Origin of the sequence: Flagellimonas iocasae (assembly GCF_042682725.1) — a bacterium.
Classification (GTDB): Bacteria; Bacteroidota; Bacteroidia; order Flavobacteriales; family Flavobacteriaceae; genus Flagellimonas; species Flagellimonas iocasae.
In genome coordinates, this window is sequence record NZ_JBHUHU010000003.1 from 1,068,764 (window position 1) to 1,087,181 (window position 18,418).

Annotated in this window: 13 protein-coding genes and 1 tRNA gene; 12 read left to right on the forward strand and 2 right to left on the reverse strand. The window is 41.7% G+C overall.

All coding sequences use genetic code 11. The features are described 5' to 3' along the window. Positions 1-14: 14 nt before the first annotated feature. From ACFSJE_RS11990 to ACFSJE_RS12020, 7 genes are all read left to right on the forward strand, one after another. A complete protein-coding gene (locus ACFSJE_RS11990) occupies positions 15-3,212 on the forward strand; it encodes an efflux RND transporter permease subunit (RefSeq protein ID WP_379831208.1) in 3,198 nt (1,065 codons plus the stop codon). 104 nt (positions 3,213-3,316) lie between these two features. Next, on the forward strand, positions 3,317-3,622 hold the full coding sequence (locus ACFSJE_RS11995; protein ID WP_379831209.1) for a hypothetical protein: 306 nt from the start codon (positions 3,317-3,319) through the stop codon (positions 3,620-3,622). A 10-nt stretch (positions 3,623-3,632) separates the two neighbouring features. Further along, on the forward strand, positions 3,633-3,836 hold the full coding sequence (locus ACFSJE_RS12000; RefSeq protein ID WP_379831210.1) for a YgaP family membrane protein: 204 nt from the start codon (positions 3,633-3,635) through the stop codon (positions 3,834-3,836). Between the two features lie 60 nt (positions 3,837-3,896). Next, positions 3,897-4,454 carry a YeeE/YedE family protein gene (locus ACFSJE_RS12005; RefSeq protein ID WP_379831211.1) on the forward strand — a complete coding sequence of 186 codons (558 nt, stop codon included), beginning with the start codon at positions 3,897-3,899 and terminating at the stop codon, positions 4,452-4,454. Further along, on the forward strand, positions 4,451-4,864 hold the full coding sequence (locus ACFSJE_RS12010) for a DUF6691 family protein (RefSeq protein ID WP_379831212.1): 414 nt from the start codon (positions 4,451-4,453) through the stop codon (positions 4,862-4,864). The genes ACFSJE_RS12005 and ACFSJE_RS12010 overlap by 4 nt, the downstream gene beginning before the upstream one ends. 103 nt (positions 4,865-4,967) lie before the next feature. Beyond that, positions 4,968-5,375 carry a response regulator gene (locus ACFSJE_RS12015; protein ID WP_379831213.1) on the forward strand — a complete coding sequence of 136 codons (408 nt, stop codon included), beginning with the start codon at positions 4,968-4,970 and terminating at the stop codon, positions 5,373-5,375. Positions 5,376-5,426: 51 nt separating this feature from the next. Continuing rightward, positions 5,427-5,498, forward strand: a tRNA-Arg gene (locus ACFSJE_RS12020). Between the two features lie 43 nt (positions 5,499-5,541). Here the strand turns inward: ACFSJE_RS12020 and ACFSJE_RS12025 are convergent. Next, on the reverse strand, positions 5,542-6,474 hold the full coding sequence (locus ACFSJE_RS12025) for a LysR family transcriptional regulator (RefSeq protein WP_379831214.1): 933 nt from the start codon (positions 6,472-6,474) through the stop codon (positions 5,542-5,544). A 95-nt stretch (positions 6,475-6,569) separates the two neighbouring features. Here ACFSJE_RS12025 and ACFSJE_RS12030 point away from each other — a divergent pair, with 95 nt between their 5' ends. The 5 genes from ACFSJE_RS12030 to ACFSJE_RS12050 all read left to right on the forward strand — a co-directional run bounded on the left by ACFSJE_RS12030 (position 6,570) and on the right by ACFSJE_RS12050 (position 15,639). Beyond that, positions 6,570-6,878 carry a hypothetical protein gene (locus ACFSJE_RS12030; RefSeq protein ID WP_379831215.1) on the forward strand — a complete coding sequence of 103 codons (309 nt, stop codon included), beginning with the start codon at positions 6,570-6,572 and terminating at the stop codon, positions 6,876-6,878. 269 nt (positions 6,879-7,147) lie between these two features. Continuing rightward, positions 7,148-8,605 carry a proton-conducting transporter transmembrane domain-containing protein gene (locus tag ACFSJE_RS12035; protein WP_379831216.1) on the forward strand — a complete coding sequence of 486 codons (1,458 nt, stop codon included), beginning with the start codon at positions 7,148-7,150 and terminating at the stop codon, positions 8,603-8,605. Beyond that, positions 8,602-10,968, forward strand: coding sequence for a DUF2309 domain-containing protein (locus ACFSJE_RS12040; RefSeq protein ID WP_379831217.1), 2,367 nt, complete (start codon positions 8,602-8,604; stop codon positions 10,966-10,968). The genes ACFSJE_RS12035 and ACFSJE_RS12040 overlap by 4 nt, the downstream gene beginning before the upstream one ends. A gap of 495 nt (positions 10,969-11,463) precedes the next feature. Then, complete coding sequence (locus tag ACFSJE_RS12045; RefSeq protein WP_379831218.1) at positions 11,464-14,373, forward strand: PEP/pyruvate-binding domain-containing protein; 2,910 nt, start codon at positions 11,464-11,466, stop codon at positions 14,371-14,373. Then, positions 14,374-15,639: a serine hydrolase gene (locus ACFSJE_RS12050; protein WP_379831219.1), complete on the forward strand. Its 1,266-nt coding sequence runs from the start codon at positions 14,374-14,376 to the stop codon at positions 15,637-15,639. Here ACFSJE_RS12050 and ACFSJE_RS12055 read toward each other — a convergent pair. Beyond that, positions 15,626-18,361, reverse strand: a complete 2,736-nt coding sequence (locus ACFSJE_RS12055) for a hypothetical protein (RefSeq protein WP_379831220.1) — start codon at positions 18,359-18,361, stop codon at positions 15,626-15,628. The genes ACFSJE_RS12050 and ACFSJE_RS12055 overlap by 14 nt on opposite strands. Between the last annotated feature and the right edge of the window lie 57 nt (positions 18,362-18,418).

An 18,418-nucleotide genomic window follows, 5' to 3' on the forward strand; every position in this document is an offset into this window, starting at 1 on the left:
CTAAAAAGCTAACAATGAAAGACGGACTAGCAGGAAAAATAGCCAAAGGGTTTATCAGCTCCAAACTAACGGTGCTCTTAATGATCGTGTTTATGGTCATTGGGGTGTACAGTTCATTCCTAATTCCAAGGGAAGAGGAGCCACAGATTGATGTGCCCATGGCGGATATTTTTGTGGGATACCCAGGGGCCAGCCCAACAGAGGTGGAATCCAGAATCACAAAACCGCTTGAAAAAATTATATCGAACATTAAAGGCGTAGAGTATGTGTACACCACTTCCATGCAGGAGCAGGGGATGGCCATTGTACAGTTCTATGTTGGTGAAGATATTGAAAGATCATTAGTGCGTTTGTATGACGAGATCAACAAACACATGGATCAAATGCCAAACGGGGTAACCATGCCTTTGGTAAAAACCCGGGCGATTGATGATGTGCCTATGCTTGCTCTAACCCTTTGGAGTGATGAATATGATGACTTTCAACTTAGAGAGATTTCTGGAGAGCTCATCAATGAGGTTGAAAAAGTAAACGGGGTTTCCATCACCAAAAAGATTGGAGGAAGAAACCGTCAACTTCGAGTGGTGGTAGACAAGGATAAAATGGCCGAATCAGGTATCGATATGTTGGCCGTGGCCCAAATGATTCAGGCCAATAACCAACAGATGGATGCTGGGAATTTCCTATCCAACGATACCGAGTTCCACATTAGCACAGGTAACTTTTTGGAAAGTAAGGAAGATTTGGAAAACCTGATTGTGGGCACCAAACAAAATCAACCTATTTATCTAAAACAGGTGGCAACCGTTTTGGATGGTCCTGAATTGCCTAAAAATTATGTTTCCCTAGGATTTGGAGCTGCAAGCGAGAAGTCAGAAACTTTTAAATCTGAATATCCAGCGGTAACCATTTCCATTGCCAAAAGAAAAGGCGCTGATGCCATGAAGATTGCCGATGTGGTGTTGGACAAGGTGGAGCACTTGAAATCAAATTTGATTCCCGACGATGTTCATGTTGAGGTAACCCGTAACTACGGTCAAACCGCTTCACAAAAAGTATCAGAATTATTGATGCACTTGATCGGAGCGATTATAGCCGTAACCTTTGTGGTAATGTTGGCCATGGGCTGGAGAGGTGGATTGGTAGTGTTCCTTTCCGTACCGATCACATTCGCTTTGACCTTGTTGAGCTATTATATGCTCGATTACACTTTGAACCGAATCACTTTGTTTGCTTTGGTGTTTGTAACGGGTATAGTGGTGGACGACTCCATTATTATCGCGGAGAACATGCACCGTCACTTTAAGATGAAACGTTTGCCGTTCAAAGATGCAGCACTCTATGCCATCAACGAGGTAGGTAACCCGACCATCTTGGCCACCTTTACGGTGATTGCATCCGTATTGCCCATGGCGTTTGTATCGGGATTGATGGGGCCTTATATGTCCCCAATGCCCATTGGTGCATCTATTGCTATGTTGTTGTCTCTGTTTGTGGCCTTGACCATTACCCCTTATTTGGGTTTCATCTTCTTGAGGGAAAAGGACAAAAAGAAAAATAAAAAAGAAAAAGAAGCAGTCGAGATTCAAGACACTTTTATTTATAAAGCCTACGAACGTTTCGAAAAACCACTGATTGAAAGTAGAAAGAAGCGATGGATTTTTATTGGCATTACTGTGGTGTTGTTATTTGCTTCTGTGGGGATGTTCTTTACCAAATCGGTAGCCGTAAAAATGCTTCCTTTTGATAACAAGAACGAATTCCAAGTGGTCATCGACCTGCCAGAAGGATCTACTCTGGAACGTACTTCAGCAGTGGCCAAAGAAGTAGGGGCTTATTTGTCCACTAGACCAGAAGTGGTGAACTATCAAACCTACGTGGGTACTTCTGCACCGATCACTTTCAACGGATTGGTCAGACATTATGACCTACGTGGCGGAAGCAACATGGCCGACATTCAAGTAAACCTTACTGACAAGCACGACCGTAGTGAGCAAAGTCACGATATCGCCAAGGTGTTACGACCTAAAATCCAAGAGTTGGGCAAAAAGTACAATGCCAACATCAAGATTGTTGAGGTGCCACCAGGACCTCCTGTATTGTCAACAATTGTTGCTGAGGTGTACGGACCCGATTACGACAAGCAAATTGCTTTGGCTGAGAGGGTAAAGGGCATCCTCAATAATACCACCGATGTTGTGGATGTGGATTGGATGGTAGAAGACGACCAAGTGGAGTACGATTTTGTGGTGGATAAAGAAAAAGCCATGCTTTATGGTGTAACGCCACAGCAAATTGTACAGGTGATGGCCATGGCCTTCCGTGAGCAACCAGTATCCCACATCTATCGTGAAGAAGCATTTGACCAAATTGGGATCGTGTTATCCGTTAGTGAAAAGGATAAATCGAGCTTGGATCAGATCCAACAATTAAAAATAACATCCCAACAAGGGAATATGGTGTCCGTGGGTGATTTGGTTTCCATTAATGAGGGAACGAAGGCCAAGAGTATCTATAGAAAAAACCAAAAGCGAGTGGTTTATGTGATGTCCGATATGGCTGGTGAACTGGAAAGCCCAGTGTACGCCATTTTGGGCATGACGGATAAGTTAAATCAATTGGAGCTACCCCAAGGCTATTCCATTAATGAGCTCTATATGGAGCAACCCCAGTATGAGGATGACTATACGGTAAAGTGGGATGGGGAATGGCAAATAACCCTTGAGGTGTTCCGTGATTTGGGAATTGCATTCCTCGGTGTAATTGTGATCATTTATATGTTGATCGTTGGATGGTTCCAAAACTTTAAAGCGCCAATGGTGATGATGGTGGCCATTCCACTTTCCTTGATCGGAATTGTGTTGGGACACTGGATGTTGGGTGCATTTTTTACCGCAACCTCCTTTATTGGGATGATTGCCCTGGCGGGAATCATGGTGCGGAACTCGGTATTGCTTATTGACTTCATCAACCTCAGGTTGAATGAGGGAGTTCCCCTAAAGCAAGCCGTAATTGAAGCAGGAGCCGTGCGTACCACACCTATTTTGTTGACCGCGGGAACTGTTGTTATTGGAGCTTTTGTGATCTTGTTTGACCCCATTTTCCAAGGGTTGGCCATTTCACTTATGGGAGGAACCATAGTATCTACCGTATTGACGCTCTTGGTGGTGCCATTGGTGTATTATATGATTGAACGTAAAAATTACAAGTAAGATGAAACCGACACGACTAGAAGAAACTTTTGAAATACAGAGCAATGATTCTTTTAGTCGTCAAAGGTTCCATGTGACCCTTGAAAAACAATAAAAATAAGCACATGAAAATGATCATTGTTACCACAGTCGAAGAGTATAAAAGCCAAGTTTTTAAACTCTTTAAACAAGCAGGAGTGGACAGTTTTAGTGAATCCGACATCGATGGGTACAAAAGTGCCGCACCATTAATGTATACCAGTAGTTGGTTTCCCAGTGAAAAAGGTGGGGCGGCTTCCAATATGTTCTTTTCGTTTACAGAAGAAGAAAAGGTGACCGAATTGTTCAAATTGATTAAGCAATTCAATGAGGAAAGTGAGACCACCAACCCTATTAGAGCGGTAGAAATACCCATTGAAAGAACCGTTTAAAAAAGTAAAAATGAGAAATAGAATTGTAAGAGGCGTAGCAGGAAGCTTTATATTGATCAGTTTGATTTTGGCCATTTATGTGAGTCAGAATTGGCTTTGGTTTACCGCATTTGTCGGGGCCAATTTGCTGCAATCTTCCTTGACCAAATGGTGTTTGTTGGAAGATATCCTGAAAAAGTTTGGGGTATCTGACGGTGAAAAGGACTGTTGCTAAACTTCATCCATATTTGATAATTAAAGCATTTTCGTGACATTTGTATAAAACCACACGGAAATGCTTTATCAACCTTGGCCTTGGTATGTAGCTGGGCCCTTAATTGCCATTTGTATGGCATTGCTCATTTTAATGGGTAAACGTTTTGGAATGTCTTCCAACTTGGAGACTTTTTGCTCGATTGGTGGAGCAGGAAAATTCACAGATTACTTCAAAGTAGATATAAAATCCAAACGCTGGAACCTATTGGTGGTTCTCGGCTCCGTTATTGGTGGATTTTTGGGAGCACATTGGTTGTCGCCCAATCCTGCAGTGGATATTTCACCCAAAACCGTTTCCAAACTTCAGGAACTTGGTTTTGATAGTGCTGGAAAAGCCTATTTACCCACGGAGCTTTTTAGTTTGGAATCGCTGTCCGACCCTAAAGTTTGGATCATACTTTTGGTTGCAGGAATTTTGGTCGGCTTCGGAACGCGTTATGCGGGAGGCTGTACTTCTGGACACGCCATTTCGGGCTTGAGTAATTTACAGCGACCTTCCCTTATCGCTGTCATAGGATTTTTTATTGGTGGATTGATCATGGTTCACTTGTTGTTTCCCTTAATTTTTTCAGCATGAAGAATATAGTCTACATCATATTGGGTACCTTTTTGGGTATTGTATTGTACAAATCCGAAGCGTCCTCATGGTTCAGGATTTATGAAATGTTCCAGTTCGATTCGTTCCACATGTATGGTATTATTGGGTCAGCATTGGCAGTTGGAATCGTGTTGGTGCAATGGATAAAGAAATCAAAAACTAAATCCTTTTTTGGCGAATCCATCCATATTGAGGACAAGGAAAGGTCTTTTACCCGATATATTGTTGGGGGAATCTTGTTTGGATTGGGCTGGGCATTGGCAGGAGCTTGTCCAGGACCCATTTATATTTTAGTAGGAGCAGGGTATTGGCCCATCATCATTGTTTTGATTGGGGCTATTTTGGGTGCTTTTACGTATGGTGTTATAAGGGAGAAATTACCCCACTAAGGTTGATTTAACGGGTTATTTGGGCCAAACAACGATTATGAATGGTTTGTTGCTCACAAGCCTCTTTCTTTGTCTGTCCCAAAACTTGCATAATTAACCGTACATGAAGCTTACCACGTTTATTATAGACGATGACTTGGTGTCGCAGTTTGCGACCCGGTACTGCATTCAACAATCCCATGGAAATTTTGATATTGTTACCTGTTCCAGTGGGGAAGAGGGTATTCAAGCCTGTTTTAGTGCGGTTGAAGAAAACGATAGACTTCCGGATATCATCTTTTTGGACCTTGTTATGGACGGAATGAATGGATGGGATTTTCTTGAAAACCTACAGAATTTGTTCAAAGGTCACGAACTTCCAAGTGTATACGTTCTTTCCGCTTTTACCAATGCTACAGACCGAACCATTGCCAAAAGACACGGGTTGATTGCAGGGTACGTAGACAAACCTTTATCTCGCTCCTATTTGGAGAAAATCCTGAAAGAAGAGGAGAAAAGACGAACGGTTTAGATTGCATAAAGTTTTCAAAAAAGCATATTTTTGCAATCCATTTTTATAGATGGCCCCGTAGTTCAATGGATAGAATAGAAGTTTCCTAAACTTTAGATGCAAGTTCGATTCTTGCCGGGGCTACTTTCAAACTTTTCTTTTTTAGGAAAAATCAAGATTCCTGGAGTTAAATATTGAGAAAGTCATCAATCCAGCCGAATTTCTTTTTAATTATACCTTCCTTCCTTTCTTTTAAGAAGTCCAAAAAAGCAACTGCTACTGGGGATAGGTTCTTGGATTTCAGCCATATCAAGTTCCATGTAGTGGTAATAGGCAACTCTTTTGTGGGAATTATTTTAAGTTCTTTGTTCTTAAGTGCATTTTTGTTTCCGATCAAAGGCATAATAGAGCAGCCAAGCCCCGATATAACAGCTTGTTTTACAGCTTCATTCGAGGTGAGTTCTATCGTCTTGTTGACCGAAAAGTTGTTTTTTTGTATAAATGCCTCCATTGCATTACGTGTTGCCGATCCCGGTTCCCGATAAATCAAAGGTATTTTTTCGAACAAATATTTTTTGGAAACAGTCTTAGGTAGTTGTCTATCATAATTACTCACATAGAAAAGCTTGTTTGGCATCAGTTCAACTTTATTCACATTGAGCTTTTCAGGGAGTACCGATACCAACGCGAAGTCAACCTCATTAAGCTCCAAGCTCCGTATTACCTTTAATTTGTTGGTCACATCCATGATTAGGTCTACCCCTTTGTTTTCTGTTATAAAATCAGAAAGGAAATATGGCATTACATATTTGCCTGTAGATACAACGGAAAGTTTTAGCCTACCGGATAAATTCCCCTGATAGGCCATGGTCTTGTAATTGATTTCTTCTATCTGATTGATGATCCTTTCTGCTGCCTGAGCTATTTCTTTTCCAAAATCTGTGATAAATAGTTGTCTACCCACTACTTCGGTAAGGGGAATTGGAAACTGTTCTTGAAAATTTTTCAGCTGAATTGATACGGCAGGTTGGGTCAAGTGAAGTTCTTCTGAAGCTTTTGTAATGCTTTGTAATTCAGATATTTTCAAAAATATCTGAAGCTGATGCAAAGTATAATACATAAAAAGTATTAATGTATAATATTATAAATATAAATAAAAATTAATGATTTGAAAGCCTAACCTTTGCATCGTAAAAATTTTAAAACAAAAACTTTATGGAAGCAAAAGTAGTATCGGAGGTAGTCACAGACCAAAGAAAGATCCAGTTGGTTGACGGAATCTTTACACCAACCGAGGCATCAGATGTCATTACTGCATTGATTAATGAGAAAATAAATTTCCACAAAATCCAAAGATTGAAAATCTGGGAAGGCAATCACTTGAGCGAAACCAATTTGCTGGACGGTCGCATTGGCGAATTGGAGCAAGAAAAACTGATTGCTCGAAATATCATTGACCAAGCTAGGGCCAAAGGAAAGAACATCGTAATCGATGGCGTATTGGAAATAAAGTATGTGGACTAAGGTAACGCTGTCAATTAAAACAAATACTAAAACTCTAATCCGAACACATGAGAAAGTTAACCAGAATCCTTCAACCATTCTTGATTCTCATAGCTATGATTACGCTAATTGCTATGTCCTACATGAACGAGGCAATTTTCATGGACCGTATTTTAATATGCTGTTTCATTCTTGGTGTAATTCTTTTAGCCAGGATGCGCAGTAGTGTAAACAAGCTCTTACCAGAACAGAAAAACCAATAATCAACTTATCCAACAGAATCAAGAAAAATGAAGCATATTACAAACATACTTATATCACCCTCCGAGAAGAATAAAGTGACCGGGTTGATCCCGGTTTTATTTTGGCTGTTTTTCATCGGACAATTGATTTTTGTATTATTCAATTACCCTAACATACCGGAATGGAAGTGGGGGAATCTATTTAGAACCAATGGATTTACTGCGCTATTATCAATCATCGTAACCTTTTTTTGTGCCATAATAAGTACCTATGCCAACTCCTATTTTAAACATGTTGCGCATAGGTCCAAGTTTATGCTGTTATGTGTGGGGTTTACCGCAGCGACTCTATTGTTTTTAATATCTGACCATTTGGCTCCATTACTTGTGGGATGGTTTCTAATGGGCACCATTATGTCCTCTTTAATAGGTCTCGAAACTGGCTGGGGTGAAGCACGAGAAGCAAAGCGCTTGGCACAACACTATTTTTTGGCAAGTGGCATTTTTTTAAGCATTGGTCTCCTTTTTTTGGCTGCCTACCACAATGTTATCACCTTAAGTGACCTTATGGTATCAGTAAAGGAAACACCTTATTACCTAATTGTCATATCTGCCTTATGTGTTATATCTGCTGCGTTGATACAGTCCGCAATTTTTCCATTCCATAAATGGTTGCTTTCATCGATGACCGCACCAACCCCTGCTTCAGCACTTATGCATGCGGGTTTCGTCAATGGATCGGGAATCTTATTGACCCTTTTAGCCTACATAATAATAGAATCAAATACCATGAATCTTTTATTCATAATTGGTGGGTTAACGGCAATACTTGCTCAATTTGCCAAACTTATTCAGGTAAACATAAAACAGCGATTGGCTTGTTCTACTATCGCCCAGATGGGCTTTATGATCATGCAAGGTGGATTGGGTTTTTTCAACGCGGCCATAGCTCATCTGATATTGCATGGTTTTTATAAGGCTTATCTTTTCTTGTCATCAGGAGAGAGTGTAAGGCAATCAACTCCCACGCAACCTCCGGTTATCCGTATCAAGTGGATGGAGGCCTTGATTGTGCTTTTGTACAGCATGCTGGGTGCTTTCTTTTTTGCGCGAGTGACAGGAAAGGGAATGGAATGGAACAGCGGGATTTTCCTAACATTGATTGCATCCATCGCAGTTGGACAAGCAACTTACAATATCGTAAAACAAAATACGTTCACTGGAATCCAAAAAATTATGTTGCCTCCGGTACTTTTTGTAGCGGGAATCGGGGCCTATGCCCTAGCGTACAACTTGGTATCAAACCTCATGTCAGGCATGGAGCTAATCTATAGGCCATCTGCTTTATCACCATTGCAAATAGGTTTTGGACTCATTTTCTTGGTTGGATTTTTCCTCATGAAGTTGGGAGTATATCGCAATATACCTTGGTTGTATATTAAATTGATGAATCTCTCCCAACCCTATAAAAACACAATCTTAATGTATAAAACAAAAGTTCAATGAACCAATTCTCTTTAGAAAAATCAATTGAAAAGGCTTCTGATCATATCGGTAGCACTTGGCCCCTGTACTCCTTTGTAACATCTAACCCATTAAGCGGTTACGAAGAAGTATCTTTTCCCGTAGCGGTTAAGGAGGTCAAGAAAGTACTTGGTGCATCAGTATACCCTCAGGTCAGGATTTACAGACGTGCTTTAGAAAATGGTGATATACAAATTTCAGAGCTTAAGGATTTATTGGAAAAAAGTGGTTACAATAAGTCACCTGAGCACTACCTGCAATTAATGGAAAATGAGCTGGGGTCGGAAACAATAAATTCGCAACATGTTCTCGACAGCTTGATGGTAAAATGGCTCTCTGCATTTTTAGATGAAGGCTTGGCCGAATGGGAGATGCCCTATAAGCCTCTAGGTTTTTACCCTGCTTGGCGAAAGTTGATACCGTACGACGGTACGCTGGGAAAAGTGTCGGTCTCAAATATCCCAAAAACAGCTAAGGAAACCTTGGAAAGTTTACTATCAGGCTTTTCAGATGCAGAGATTCAAGATATTTTTAAGTTTCATCTGGCAGCACTGCCTGGCTGGACCGGATACATCAAACACAGAGGAACAAACCAACCACAGTGGCAAAACAAGTATCCCATTGATTTGGAACAATATTTGGCCGTCCGTTTGTGGTCTGCCAAGCATCTGGAAATCCAATTCTTACCCGACGAATCAGTAGCAAAACCAAGGTGCAATATAATGGAGCTTCAGCATATCTGGTTAAACGCTTGGGAAAAAAGCTGGCAATTGGAATTGGTTCATATGCTGAGGGATGCACCGAGCACAAAGAAGTCAGATAGTGGTGATCATGAAGTGCCCGATGCGCAAATGGTCTTTTGCATTGATACAAGATCCGAATTGATTCGGAGACATGTGGAATCTTCCGGTAATTATGAAACATATGGATATGCAGGCTTTTTTGGAATTGCCATGGATTACGAAAACGTAAAGGACGGAATTGTTCAGAAGTCCTGTCCACCCATTGTATATTCTTGTTATGCAGTATCCGAGGTCGCCAAAGAAGAAAATCAAGCCATGAAGGAGAGACAGGACCGAAAACTGGAACTGGACAAATTTTGGGACTACTTCTTGAAGCGAATGAAGAATATGCTACCATCAACCTTTGGTTTTGTGGAAGGATCAGGTCTCTACTATGGATTGAATCTCTTGGCAAGAACCATATTTCCCACCATGCCAAAAAACAATGGAGTTTCTTATGAAAGTACATGCGAACCGGAGTTGCGCAGTGTCCAATCAAATTTGGAAATATCCATAGCCGAACAAGCGTCAATTGTAAAATCTGGATTTGACCTGATGGGGTGGAAAAATTTTGCTCCTGTTGTAGTCTTTGTGGGTCACGGAAGCCATTCAGCAAACAATCCGTTTGCATCGAGTTTGGATTGTGGGGCATGTGCGGCAAGCCCGGGAAGACACAATGCGAGGATGCTGGCCAAAATGGCTAATAATCCTGGGGTTAGGGAATTTCTCTCCTCAGAGTATGAAATTGAAATTCCGAATTCCACGATATTCATAGGAGCAGAACATAACACCACCACAGATGAGATTGAACTCTTTGATTCCAACGTACCTAAATCTCACCAAAATAATCTAAAAGAGATAAAACAGAATCTTGAAAAAGCTCAGGTTTCGGCAACCAGAGAAAGACTAGGTGCCACAAAGAACAGTGTTCATCATGCAAAAATAAAGGCTAGTAATTGGGGAGAGACCAGACCAGAGTGGGGGCTGGCTAAAAATGCAAGTTTTGTAATAGCTCCAAGGAGAACCACCATGAAACATAACCTTGATGGCCGTTGCTTTCTGCACTCATATGACTGGCGAACGGACAAGGATGGAAAAGCTTTAGAGGCAATAATGCAGGGGCCAATGGTAGTAACCCAGTGGATCAACAATCATTATTATTTTGCCACCGTGGACAATGAAAAATTTGGCGCGGGAACCAAAACAACCCATAATATAACCGGACAGTTTGGTGCTGTTCAAGGCAACGGGGGTGATCTTAAGACTGGCCTGCCTTGGGAGTCACTTTACGAGTCGGAAGATAATGCCTATCATACGCCATTAAGACTTACGGTTGTCATACAAACACCAAAAGAGAGGGTCAATATCATTCTTTCAAGAAACGAGAAACTTTTGTCCCTATTGGAAAATGAATGGATACACCTGATTATAATGGACCCAGAAGAGAAAGTAGAAGTATATTGGAAGAATAACCAGTCTTTGGATTCCAAAAAAGGGAACGGGGTGAGTACAAAAGCAAAGAAGGACCATAAACAAGAACTTAAAGAGTTGACCACCGTTTAAAAGCAGCTAATTTTAAGATTTTAATTACTATTAACAGACTTAGGAATCGGTTGGCATTAGGGACAATCGATTCCTTTTTTGATTTACCATTTACTTAGATGATTAAACAACGCCATCATTTTATGGTTAAATAACATTGATATTCAAGGTATATGAATCAATATGATCCACTTGTTTATATTGTCTTGAATACATTTGGTATGAAAAGAATCAAATCTATCACAGAGGTTGAGAAATTTACAATAGTTTTAAAAAAGAAAAGTGAAGACCCAGAATAACCTAAGACCCAAGGAAAACTTTGATTCTTGCCGAGGTTACTTTCTCATGTCAGTTACAAAATATGAAGCAAATTTCTTTTTCGTTTTAACTCATTTTTCTTTTAAGGCTTTCTCATTTTCTTTAAAATGGAGAGTGCTAGATGAGTTCAAGAATAACAAATTGTGATGTTATTTGAATATATTTACTACAAAGAACCTTTCTCAAGACGTGATTGCTATGGAACGTTTTTATAGGATTGTACTACTCTTTATCATTGCATTCCCATATCCCGTTCAGGCTCAAAAAATGGAGCCCAAGGATATCTCCGTGCTGGTCAATAAGTTCAAGAACGATATTCGCGGACCTTATAAGGACATCCGTTGGTTCTGTACGGATGGAAGTATTCGCGCGCCCAAAGATCCCTGCCCTGATGACATTGGACCAGGCGTACAACATGCTCGCTATAAAGATGAGGTGGTGGCTTTGGGAAAATCAAACCACATTTATTTGGGCCAGATTCTGGCCTATACCGATCAAGAACCTTTTTGGGATACTGAAAATGACCATTCCCGATTGAAACAATACCAAATTGACAAGTATTTGAAGAGCGTTGATAATGGTTGGATCAATCAAAAAGGGCAGTTCTATCGGGGTGCCATCCAAGCTGAAGATGAGGAAGCTTGGGGTATTGAATTTTACAAATGGCTTTTGGCGAAGGATGCCATTTTGAAGGATGAGTATTTCGTGGTTCGCCAATCCTTAAAAGATATTCCCCACAACGGGGACGACAATGTGGCCCAAAAAATGCGAAGCGAATCCAAAGTGATTTCCGATTTGTATCTGCCTTTTATGGATTTAAGAGTCAAAATTCACAGTCAACCCGAAGAAGGCGATATCCAAAAAGTAGTTCGGTTCAAGCAATCGAATAGCAGCAAGCTGACTGCGGATATGTCCAAAAAATTGGATGAGTTGGTGACCACCATGAAGGAATTCCATAAGCCTTTGGATATTGCTGCACTTCCCAAAATGGCTCCTTTGACCAAAGGAACCGATTTAGGAAAAAAAATTGAGAGTTTTGCTTCCAATAAGGCATTGATGAATAGTTCAAAGTTGTTGTTGGAACAAGCTTCGCAGCTTTTGTTTGATATTCGTAACAGTCTTTTGGAAGAGAAAAGACCCATGGCCCGGCTGCAACTGCTTGATGTTTCACTAAAGCTCGAAGAGATTGTGTTCAAAGGTTCGTCGGACTATCAACCTGAAAACTTAAAGGAACTCCTTCATAAAATCTGCTATTTGGGTATGGCCGTTACCGGGTCTGGTTATTTGGAGCAATGGGAATGGGACCAATTGGCCAGCGATTTAACCAATTATGAAACTCAGGAACAAACGCTTGGAGAACTGACCGAGGTATTAAACCGGGCAAGGTCTGCGGTGGAGTGGAGTGCGGCTATGGTCAAGGCCAACTATGACGGCATTGTAAAGGAATATGTTGCTTTTGAACCCCTTACAGCTGGATTTGTGGATGATAAGATTCGTGGTTCCGTCGCCTTGCATTTAGGTCAAAGCGTGGGGGAATTGGGGAATCTCATTTCTGCGGAATCACAATTGGCGAACAAAGTGATGGACTTGCAGAACCAAAGTACCATCCGCGGACTCAATCCGGGCTATGCCTTTGGTGAATTGGTGGTTGTGGGTGGCAGTTCGGATGATATCGAAGTTTCTTCGGACAAAATCTATGTGTTCCAACGACCGCCTTCCGATTTAAAACCGGTTGCCGGTATCGCTACCGTTGCCGAAGGAAACATGGTGTCCCACGTGCAATTGTTGGCGCGCAACTTGGGAATTCCGAATGCGGCCCTATCCGATGAAAACCTTCAAAATCTACAAAAGTATGATGGAACGCGGGTGTTCTATGCGGTTTCCAACAAGGGAAATGTCATCCTAAAGCCCGAAAACCAAATGACAGCCGAAGAGCTGGCATTGTTTGCCAAGGTGGAACGAAAAGAAGAACGTATTGAGGTTCCTGTGGGGCAAATACGGCTGGATGAAAACAAAGTATTGGACATGCGAACCGTGGACGCCGATGACTCTGGTAAACTATGTGGTCCCAAAGCCGCAAATTTGGGTCAGCTCAAAAAAATGTTTCCAGAGAAGGTGGTAGAAGGCTTGGTGATTCCATTTGGCATTTTCAGGACGCACATGGACCAGCAAATGCCCGATCAAGAAGGCTCGTATTGGCAATTTTTGACTAAAATGTTCGAAGAGGCCAATCGGATGTCGGCTTCGGGCATATCCGAAATGGAGGTGGAGAATTACCAACTGCGCCAATTGGAAACGTTGAGAGCCGCCATCAAAAAAATGCCATTGCAGGAGGATTTTATCAATCAATTGGAAACCGGATTCAAGGAAATTTTGGGTTCCGAGTTGGGAACGCTACCCGTTTTCCTGCGCAGCGACACCAATATGGAGGATTTGAAGGAATTCACAGGGGCGGGATTGAACCTCACCATCTTCAATTCGGTGGATAAGGAAAAAATCTTGGAAGGCATCAAGGATGTTTGGGCATCACCCTATACCGAACGAAGCTTTAAGTGGCGTCAAAAATATCTGTTGAACCCTGAGAATGTGTTTCCGTCCATTTTGGTAATTCCAAGTGTAGATGTTGACTATTCCGGCGTTTTGATCACCAAGGGAATCAGTTCGGGTACGGACAAAGACCTCACCGTGGCATTCAGCAGAGGTGCTGGCGGTGCTGTTGATGGTCAGGCAGCGGAACAATACCTCATCAAAGATGAAGGAGGGTATACCCTTTTGGCCCCTGCTCGGGAACGTTTTTATAACGGTCTCCCCAAAACGGGTGGAACCGAAAAGAAAAAAGCCACGTTTCAAGACCGTGTTTTGAATGAACGGAACATCAATGAAATCCGGGATTTGGCCCGTACCATTCGGGAACGCGTGCCGAAGGAAACGCATGCTGATTATCAGGGTGCCTATGATGTGGAACTGGGCTTTAAAGACAATAAGCTTTGGTTGTTCCAAATTCGACCTTTTGTGGAGAATAAAAAGGCGTTGGGGTCGACGTATTTGGAATCCATCACCCCAAAGATTGACCTTGCCAAACGTATTTTACTTTCCAAAAAATTGTAGATGAAAAAGATACTTGCTTTAGCATTTTTAGGTTTGATAGGATTGGGATTCACCGAATTTGTGGAATATCCCATCGACGGCTATGAGCGTACGGGAATAAAGCGACTTAAACGTCTTGAAATGATCAAGAATGGGGAATTGAAGGAGACATCTTCTCCCTTACCCGAAGGTGCTAAGAAATCTTGGGAAGACATCCAACTGAACTTGTTGTCCAGAAAGGAGGATAGTTTGGGAAGCTTTTTTGTGGTGGATGAAGCCTTTCAAAAGGATATTGGTACGTTGTTCCGTGGTTTGGACAAGAGTTATTCCTTGACCATTTTGGATATTTCCGACCCTGACAGCGTTCGCTATGCCGAACGGAACAAAACCTTGGGTTATCAGCCGGGAAGTGTGGGCAAATTGGCGGTACTGACTGCGCTTTTTGAACAACTGGCCAAAATTTACCCCGATTCCTTCGAATTGCGTACCAAATTGTTAAAAAACAAGGTGGTCAAAGCCGGGGTTTGGGGCTTGACCGATGAGCATACCATCCCAATTTTTAATGTTGAGAAAAATACTTTGGTCAAACGGCAAGTAATAGCCAGCGATGTGTTCAGTCTATATGAATGGGCAGACCATATGCTTTCCGTGAGTAACAATGGTGCGGCAAGCATCGTTTGGCGTGAGGCACTTTTAATGGCTGCTTTTGGGGAAAAATATCCTGAACTTACCGAAGAAGAGGCCATGACCTATTTTAAGGAAACCCCCAAAAAGGATTTGACCGATTTGGCCAATGGTGTGGTGAATCTCCCACTTCGGGATTTGGGCATTACTTCCGATGAATGGCGTTTGGGCAGTTTTTTCACTTCGGGGGCAAATACCTACGTGGGTGACAAAGGTGGAAGCATCGGCACACCCTATGGATTGATGAAGTTTTTGGTGCAGTTGGAACAGGGCAAAGTGATAGATGAAGCAAGCAGCTTGGAAATGAAACGCTTGATGTACATGACCGATAGACGGATTCGTTACGCTCAATCCCCTGCATTGAAGGAAGCTGCCGTTTATTTTAAATCGGGTAGTCTCTATAAATGTGACCGAAGTAAGGGCGAAGAGTGCGGAAAATACATGGGCAATGTGCAAAACTTCATGAACTCCGTCATCATTGTGGAGCATCCTGACAACTGCAGATATATGGTAGTGTTGATGACCAACGTACTTCGAAAAAATTCAGCTTCGGACCATATGTATTTGGCCTCGGCCATTGACAAGATTGTTAGGAAAGGTTGATTTCTTCCAAGGTTTTTTGCGCAAAATCCTTGATTTTCTGATTTTCATCGGTTACAAACCGCTCCAAAAGGGGTTTAAATCGGCTGTCTTTTTGTTTTCCGATAAGGTAGATTACGGCCAACCTCAAATTCACATCAGGAACTTGCAATAATTGCTCAAAACACTCCATCTCGCTTGGAATGGCATGCTTGATTTTCTGGATGGCTTCTTCGGAAGAGAAATCCATCGTGGCTTCTTCAATGATCGGCAATAACTTTTGCTTGAGATTACCCGTAAGCAGGTTATCTAAAAATTCTATGGACTTGTTTCGCGATTCTTCTTTGGGACTTAAAAGCCCCAAATAGGCATTCTGCACATCTTCCTGCACATATTTCAATCCCAAAAGTTTGAATATGCGCTCCAAACCCGAGTCCAATCTTCGTTCTAAAAGTTCCAACAACGAAGCACGGGCATCGCGTTCTTCGGAATCAATAGTTGCACCCGATTTTTTCCGATTTCGGTAGGAGATAATGATTTGGGTATGCATGGCTGAAAGCGTCTGGTGGTACAGTTTGCATTCCTCAAAAATCTTGGCCACTATTTTAAACCGATTAAATCGTAAGGTAGGCCGTTCTTTTCGGATGTCACTGAGCGCACGGACCACTTCTAGACGAATGCTGAGGTCAACATCATCAAAAAGTTGGAATAGCGAATGGACTGCTTCCTTCGACATAAAAGACTTTATCACTACAGGCACAAAACGACAAATCTCAAGATTAATGGTCCTATTTTTTACATGCAAAACCAAAATCGGAAGAATACCTGGGCCATAATTGTTCAGTGCCTCAATGACCAAAGGTCTCGTGGCTTTGTGGGGAAGTAAATACAATAATTTATTGATGAACATGGGCCGCATACTAATGCCTGCAGCCACAATAGCGGCTTGCTTTAATGTATCATCTTTACCCTCGAGGGATTCCATAATTACTGGATAAAATTCAGGATATCCCGAAGCACCAATCGTTTTCAATACCAGCGGATTTAGGGGCGATTCTTTTTGGGTCAAGCGTTTTCCCAGTCTTCCCTCCAAATCATGTCTTGATTTTAGGGTCATGTTTCCGGCACTTTCCTGTGCCAAACAGTACAGAGCGGTATCACGAATCAATTGGGTATCTGCATCCAGAAACTGGTCAAAAACGTATTCTTCATTTTGGTCTGCATGAAGCAACAGATACTCAAAAGTGGCCAATGTCAATTCCTCTTCGCCATACGCCAAAAGTTCATTTATGTTGACCACCATGGTGGCACTATTCAAAAAATAAAGATTGCGCATGGCTGCCGCTTTCACTTTTAAGGAAGGATGGTCGAGCAATTTCAAAACATCTTCGGAAAATCTTCTATCGTTGATTTCCATCAATTTATTGAGCATGAAAAGTAGCTGCTCTTCAGTTCCGGTTGAAAAAACGCTCTTCATTCCCTCCACTACGGATACTTTTTTCTCTTTTGCGGCAGAGGTGTTGCTTGTTTTGTCCGCAGCATTTTCGAGATTTTTTTTGAAGGTGGCGTAGTATTCTTTGCGTAAAACGCCTACGAAGAAAATCCAAACCAATACCAAGCCAATGATCAATAGGGTAATGCTCATGGTTCCAAGATCCAGTCCGTTCACAAAGAAAATGAGCAGCAATCCTGCAAAACCTGTGGCAATGCTGTCCACGACCACATCAATAAAGGATTTTGTTCGGTTTTTTAGCTCGAAGGGTAATGGCAATGCCAACAATTCCGAAGCACTTTTATTGATGGATTGCTTCAATACCCCGTCCATAGCTTTTATGGCCACAATTGCTGATAGTTCAGGTAATATCAAGAAAAAAACAGCGCCAAAAAGGATACCCAAAGGTAATAGTAGCAAAGAGAATCCAACCCCCCAAATGCCTACAATCCGGTGGGTTAGAAAGAGTTGCACAGCAAGCGACAATAAATTGAAGGTAGAAAACCAAAAGGCCAAAAATGAGGTCAATTCTTCTGGGTCTTCAATGGATTTAGCAGCAAAATCACTGAAGAGATAATCCACCAATTTGGCCACTAAAACCCCTACGGCGACCGTTAAGGCCATGTAGGTAAGGTGTCGGGATTTTTTGATTAATTTATAGGGATGCCCATCTGTAAAGGAAATGCGCTTTTTCTGTTTGAACTCGTCCAATTTGTTCACCCGAAGCCTCCAAATGAAGCGCAACAAGGGAAAACAACCAATAAGCAACAAAGCGGCAATGAATATCATAATCTCATTGCCAAAAAGAGGGGCAAAAATGGAGGTTAGGTATCCCCCAAAAATTCCACCTAAAATCGCTCCGGAGCCGATAAAGCCAAAAAGTCGTTTTGCATCCCGAACATTGAAAACCAAATTGGCCAAAACCCAAAATTGGGAGGCAGACAATACGGCGTAAATGGCCACCCAGATATAGAAAAAGAAAAGCAAATAGGTGTTCATCAAGCCTAATTTCAATAGGCTTCCCAAGGCCACCAAGACAATTATTGAGGTGGTCAATGTAGTTTTTATGATACGATTCAACTCAAACTTGGCCAAAATACGGGTGTAGAACAACGAGGAGAGAACAGCGGTGAGGGCCACCAAAACGTAGGCAACGGAGAGTTTTTCAGCACCAAGCTCTGAAAGAAACAGCGCGTTGATTGTTGGTTTTATAATCAACAACACGGATATGATCAGAAAGATGTAGCAAAACATGAAAAGGGAAATTTTGTATTCCCCTTTTCTGATATCAAAAAAGTTATTTGCCAGTCT

What these genes read in the sequence shown, in the direction of transcription:
- ACFSJE_RS11990 (WP_379831208.1), top strand. Translation starts at nt 15, where the DNA reads ATGAAAGACGGACTAGCAGGAAAAATAGCCAAAGGGTTTATCAGCTCC.
- ACFSJE_RS11995 (WP_379831209.1), top strand. Translation starts at nt 3,317, where the DNA reads ATGAAAATGATCATTGTTACCACAGTCGAAGAGTATAAAAGCCAAGTT.
- ACFSJE_RS12000 (WP_379831210.1), top strand. Translation starts at nt 3,633, where the DNA reads ATGAGAAATAGAATTGTAAGAGGCGTAGCAGGAAGCTTTATATTGATC.
- ACFSJE_RS12005 (WP_379831211.1), top strand. Translation starts at nt 3,897, where the DNA reads ATGCTTTATCAACCTTGGCCTTGGTATGTAGCTGGGCCCTTAATTGCC.
- ACFSJE_RS12010 (WP_379831212.1), top strand. Translation starts at nt 4,451, where the DNA reads ATGAAGAATATAGTCTACATCATATTGGGTACCTTTTTGGGTATTGTA.
- ACFSJE_RS12015 (WP_379831213.1), top strand. Translation starts at nt 4,968, where the DNA reads ATGAAGCTTACCACGTTTATTATAGACGATGACTTGGTGTCGCAGTTT.
- ACFSJE_RS12025 (WP_379831214.1), bottom strand. Translation starts at nt 6,474, where the DNA reads ATGTATTATACTTTGCATCAGCTTCAGATATTTTTGAAAATATCTGAA.
- ACFSJE_RS12030 (WP_379831215.1), top strand. Translation starts at nt 6,570, where the DNA reads ATGGAAGCAAAAGTAGTATCGGAGGTAGTCACAGACCAAAGAAAGATC.
- ACFSJE_RS12035 (WP_379831216.1), top strand. Translation starts at nt 7,148, where the DNA reads ATGAAGCATATTACAAACATACTTATATCACCCTCCGAGAAGAATAAA.
- ACFSJE_RS12040 (WP_379831217.1), top strand. Translation starts at nt 8,602, where the DNA reads ATGAACCAATTCTCTTTAGAAAAATCAATTGAAAAGGCTTCTGATCAT.
- ACFSJE_RS12045 (WP_379831218.1), top strand. Translation starts at nt 11,464, where the DNA reads ATGGAACGTTTTTATAGGATTGTACTACTCTTTATCATTGCATTCCCA.
- ACFSJE_RS12050 (WP_379831219.1), top strand. Translation starts at nt 14,374, where the DNA reads ATGAAAAAGATACTTGCTTTAGCATTTTTAGGTTTGATAGGATTGGGA.
- ACFSJE_RS12055 (WP_379831220.1), bottom strand. Translation starts at nt 18,361, where the DNA reads ATGTTTTGCTACATCTTTCTGATCATATCCGTGTTGTTGATTATAAAA.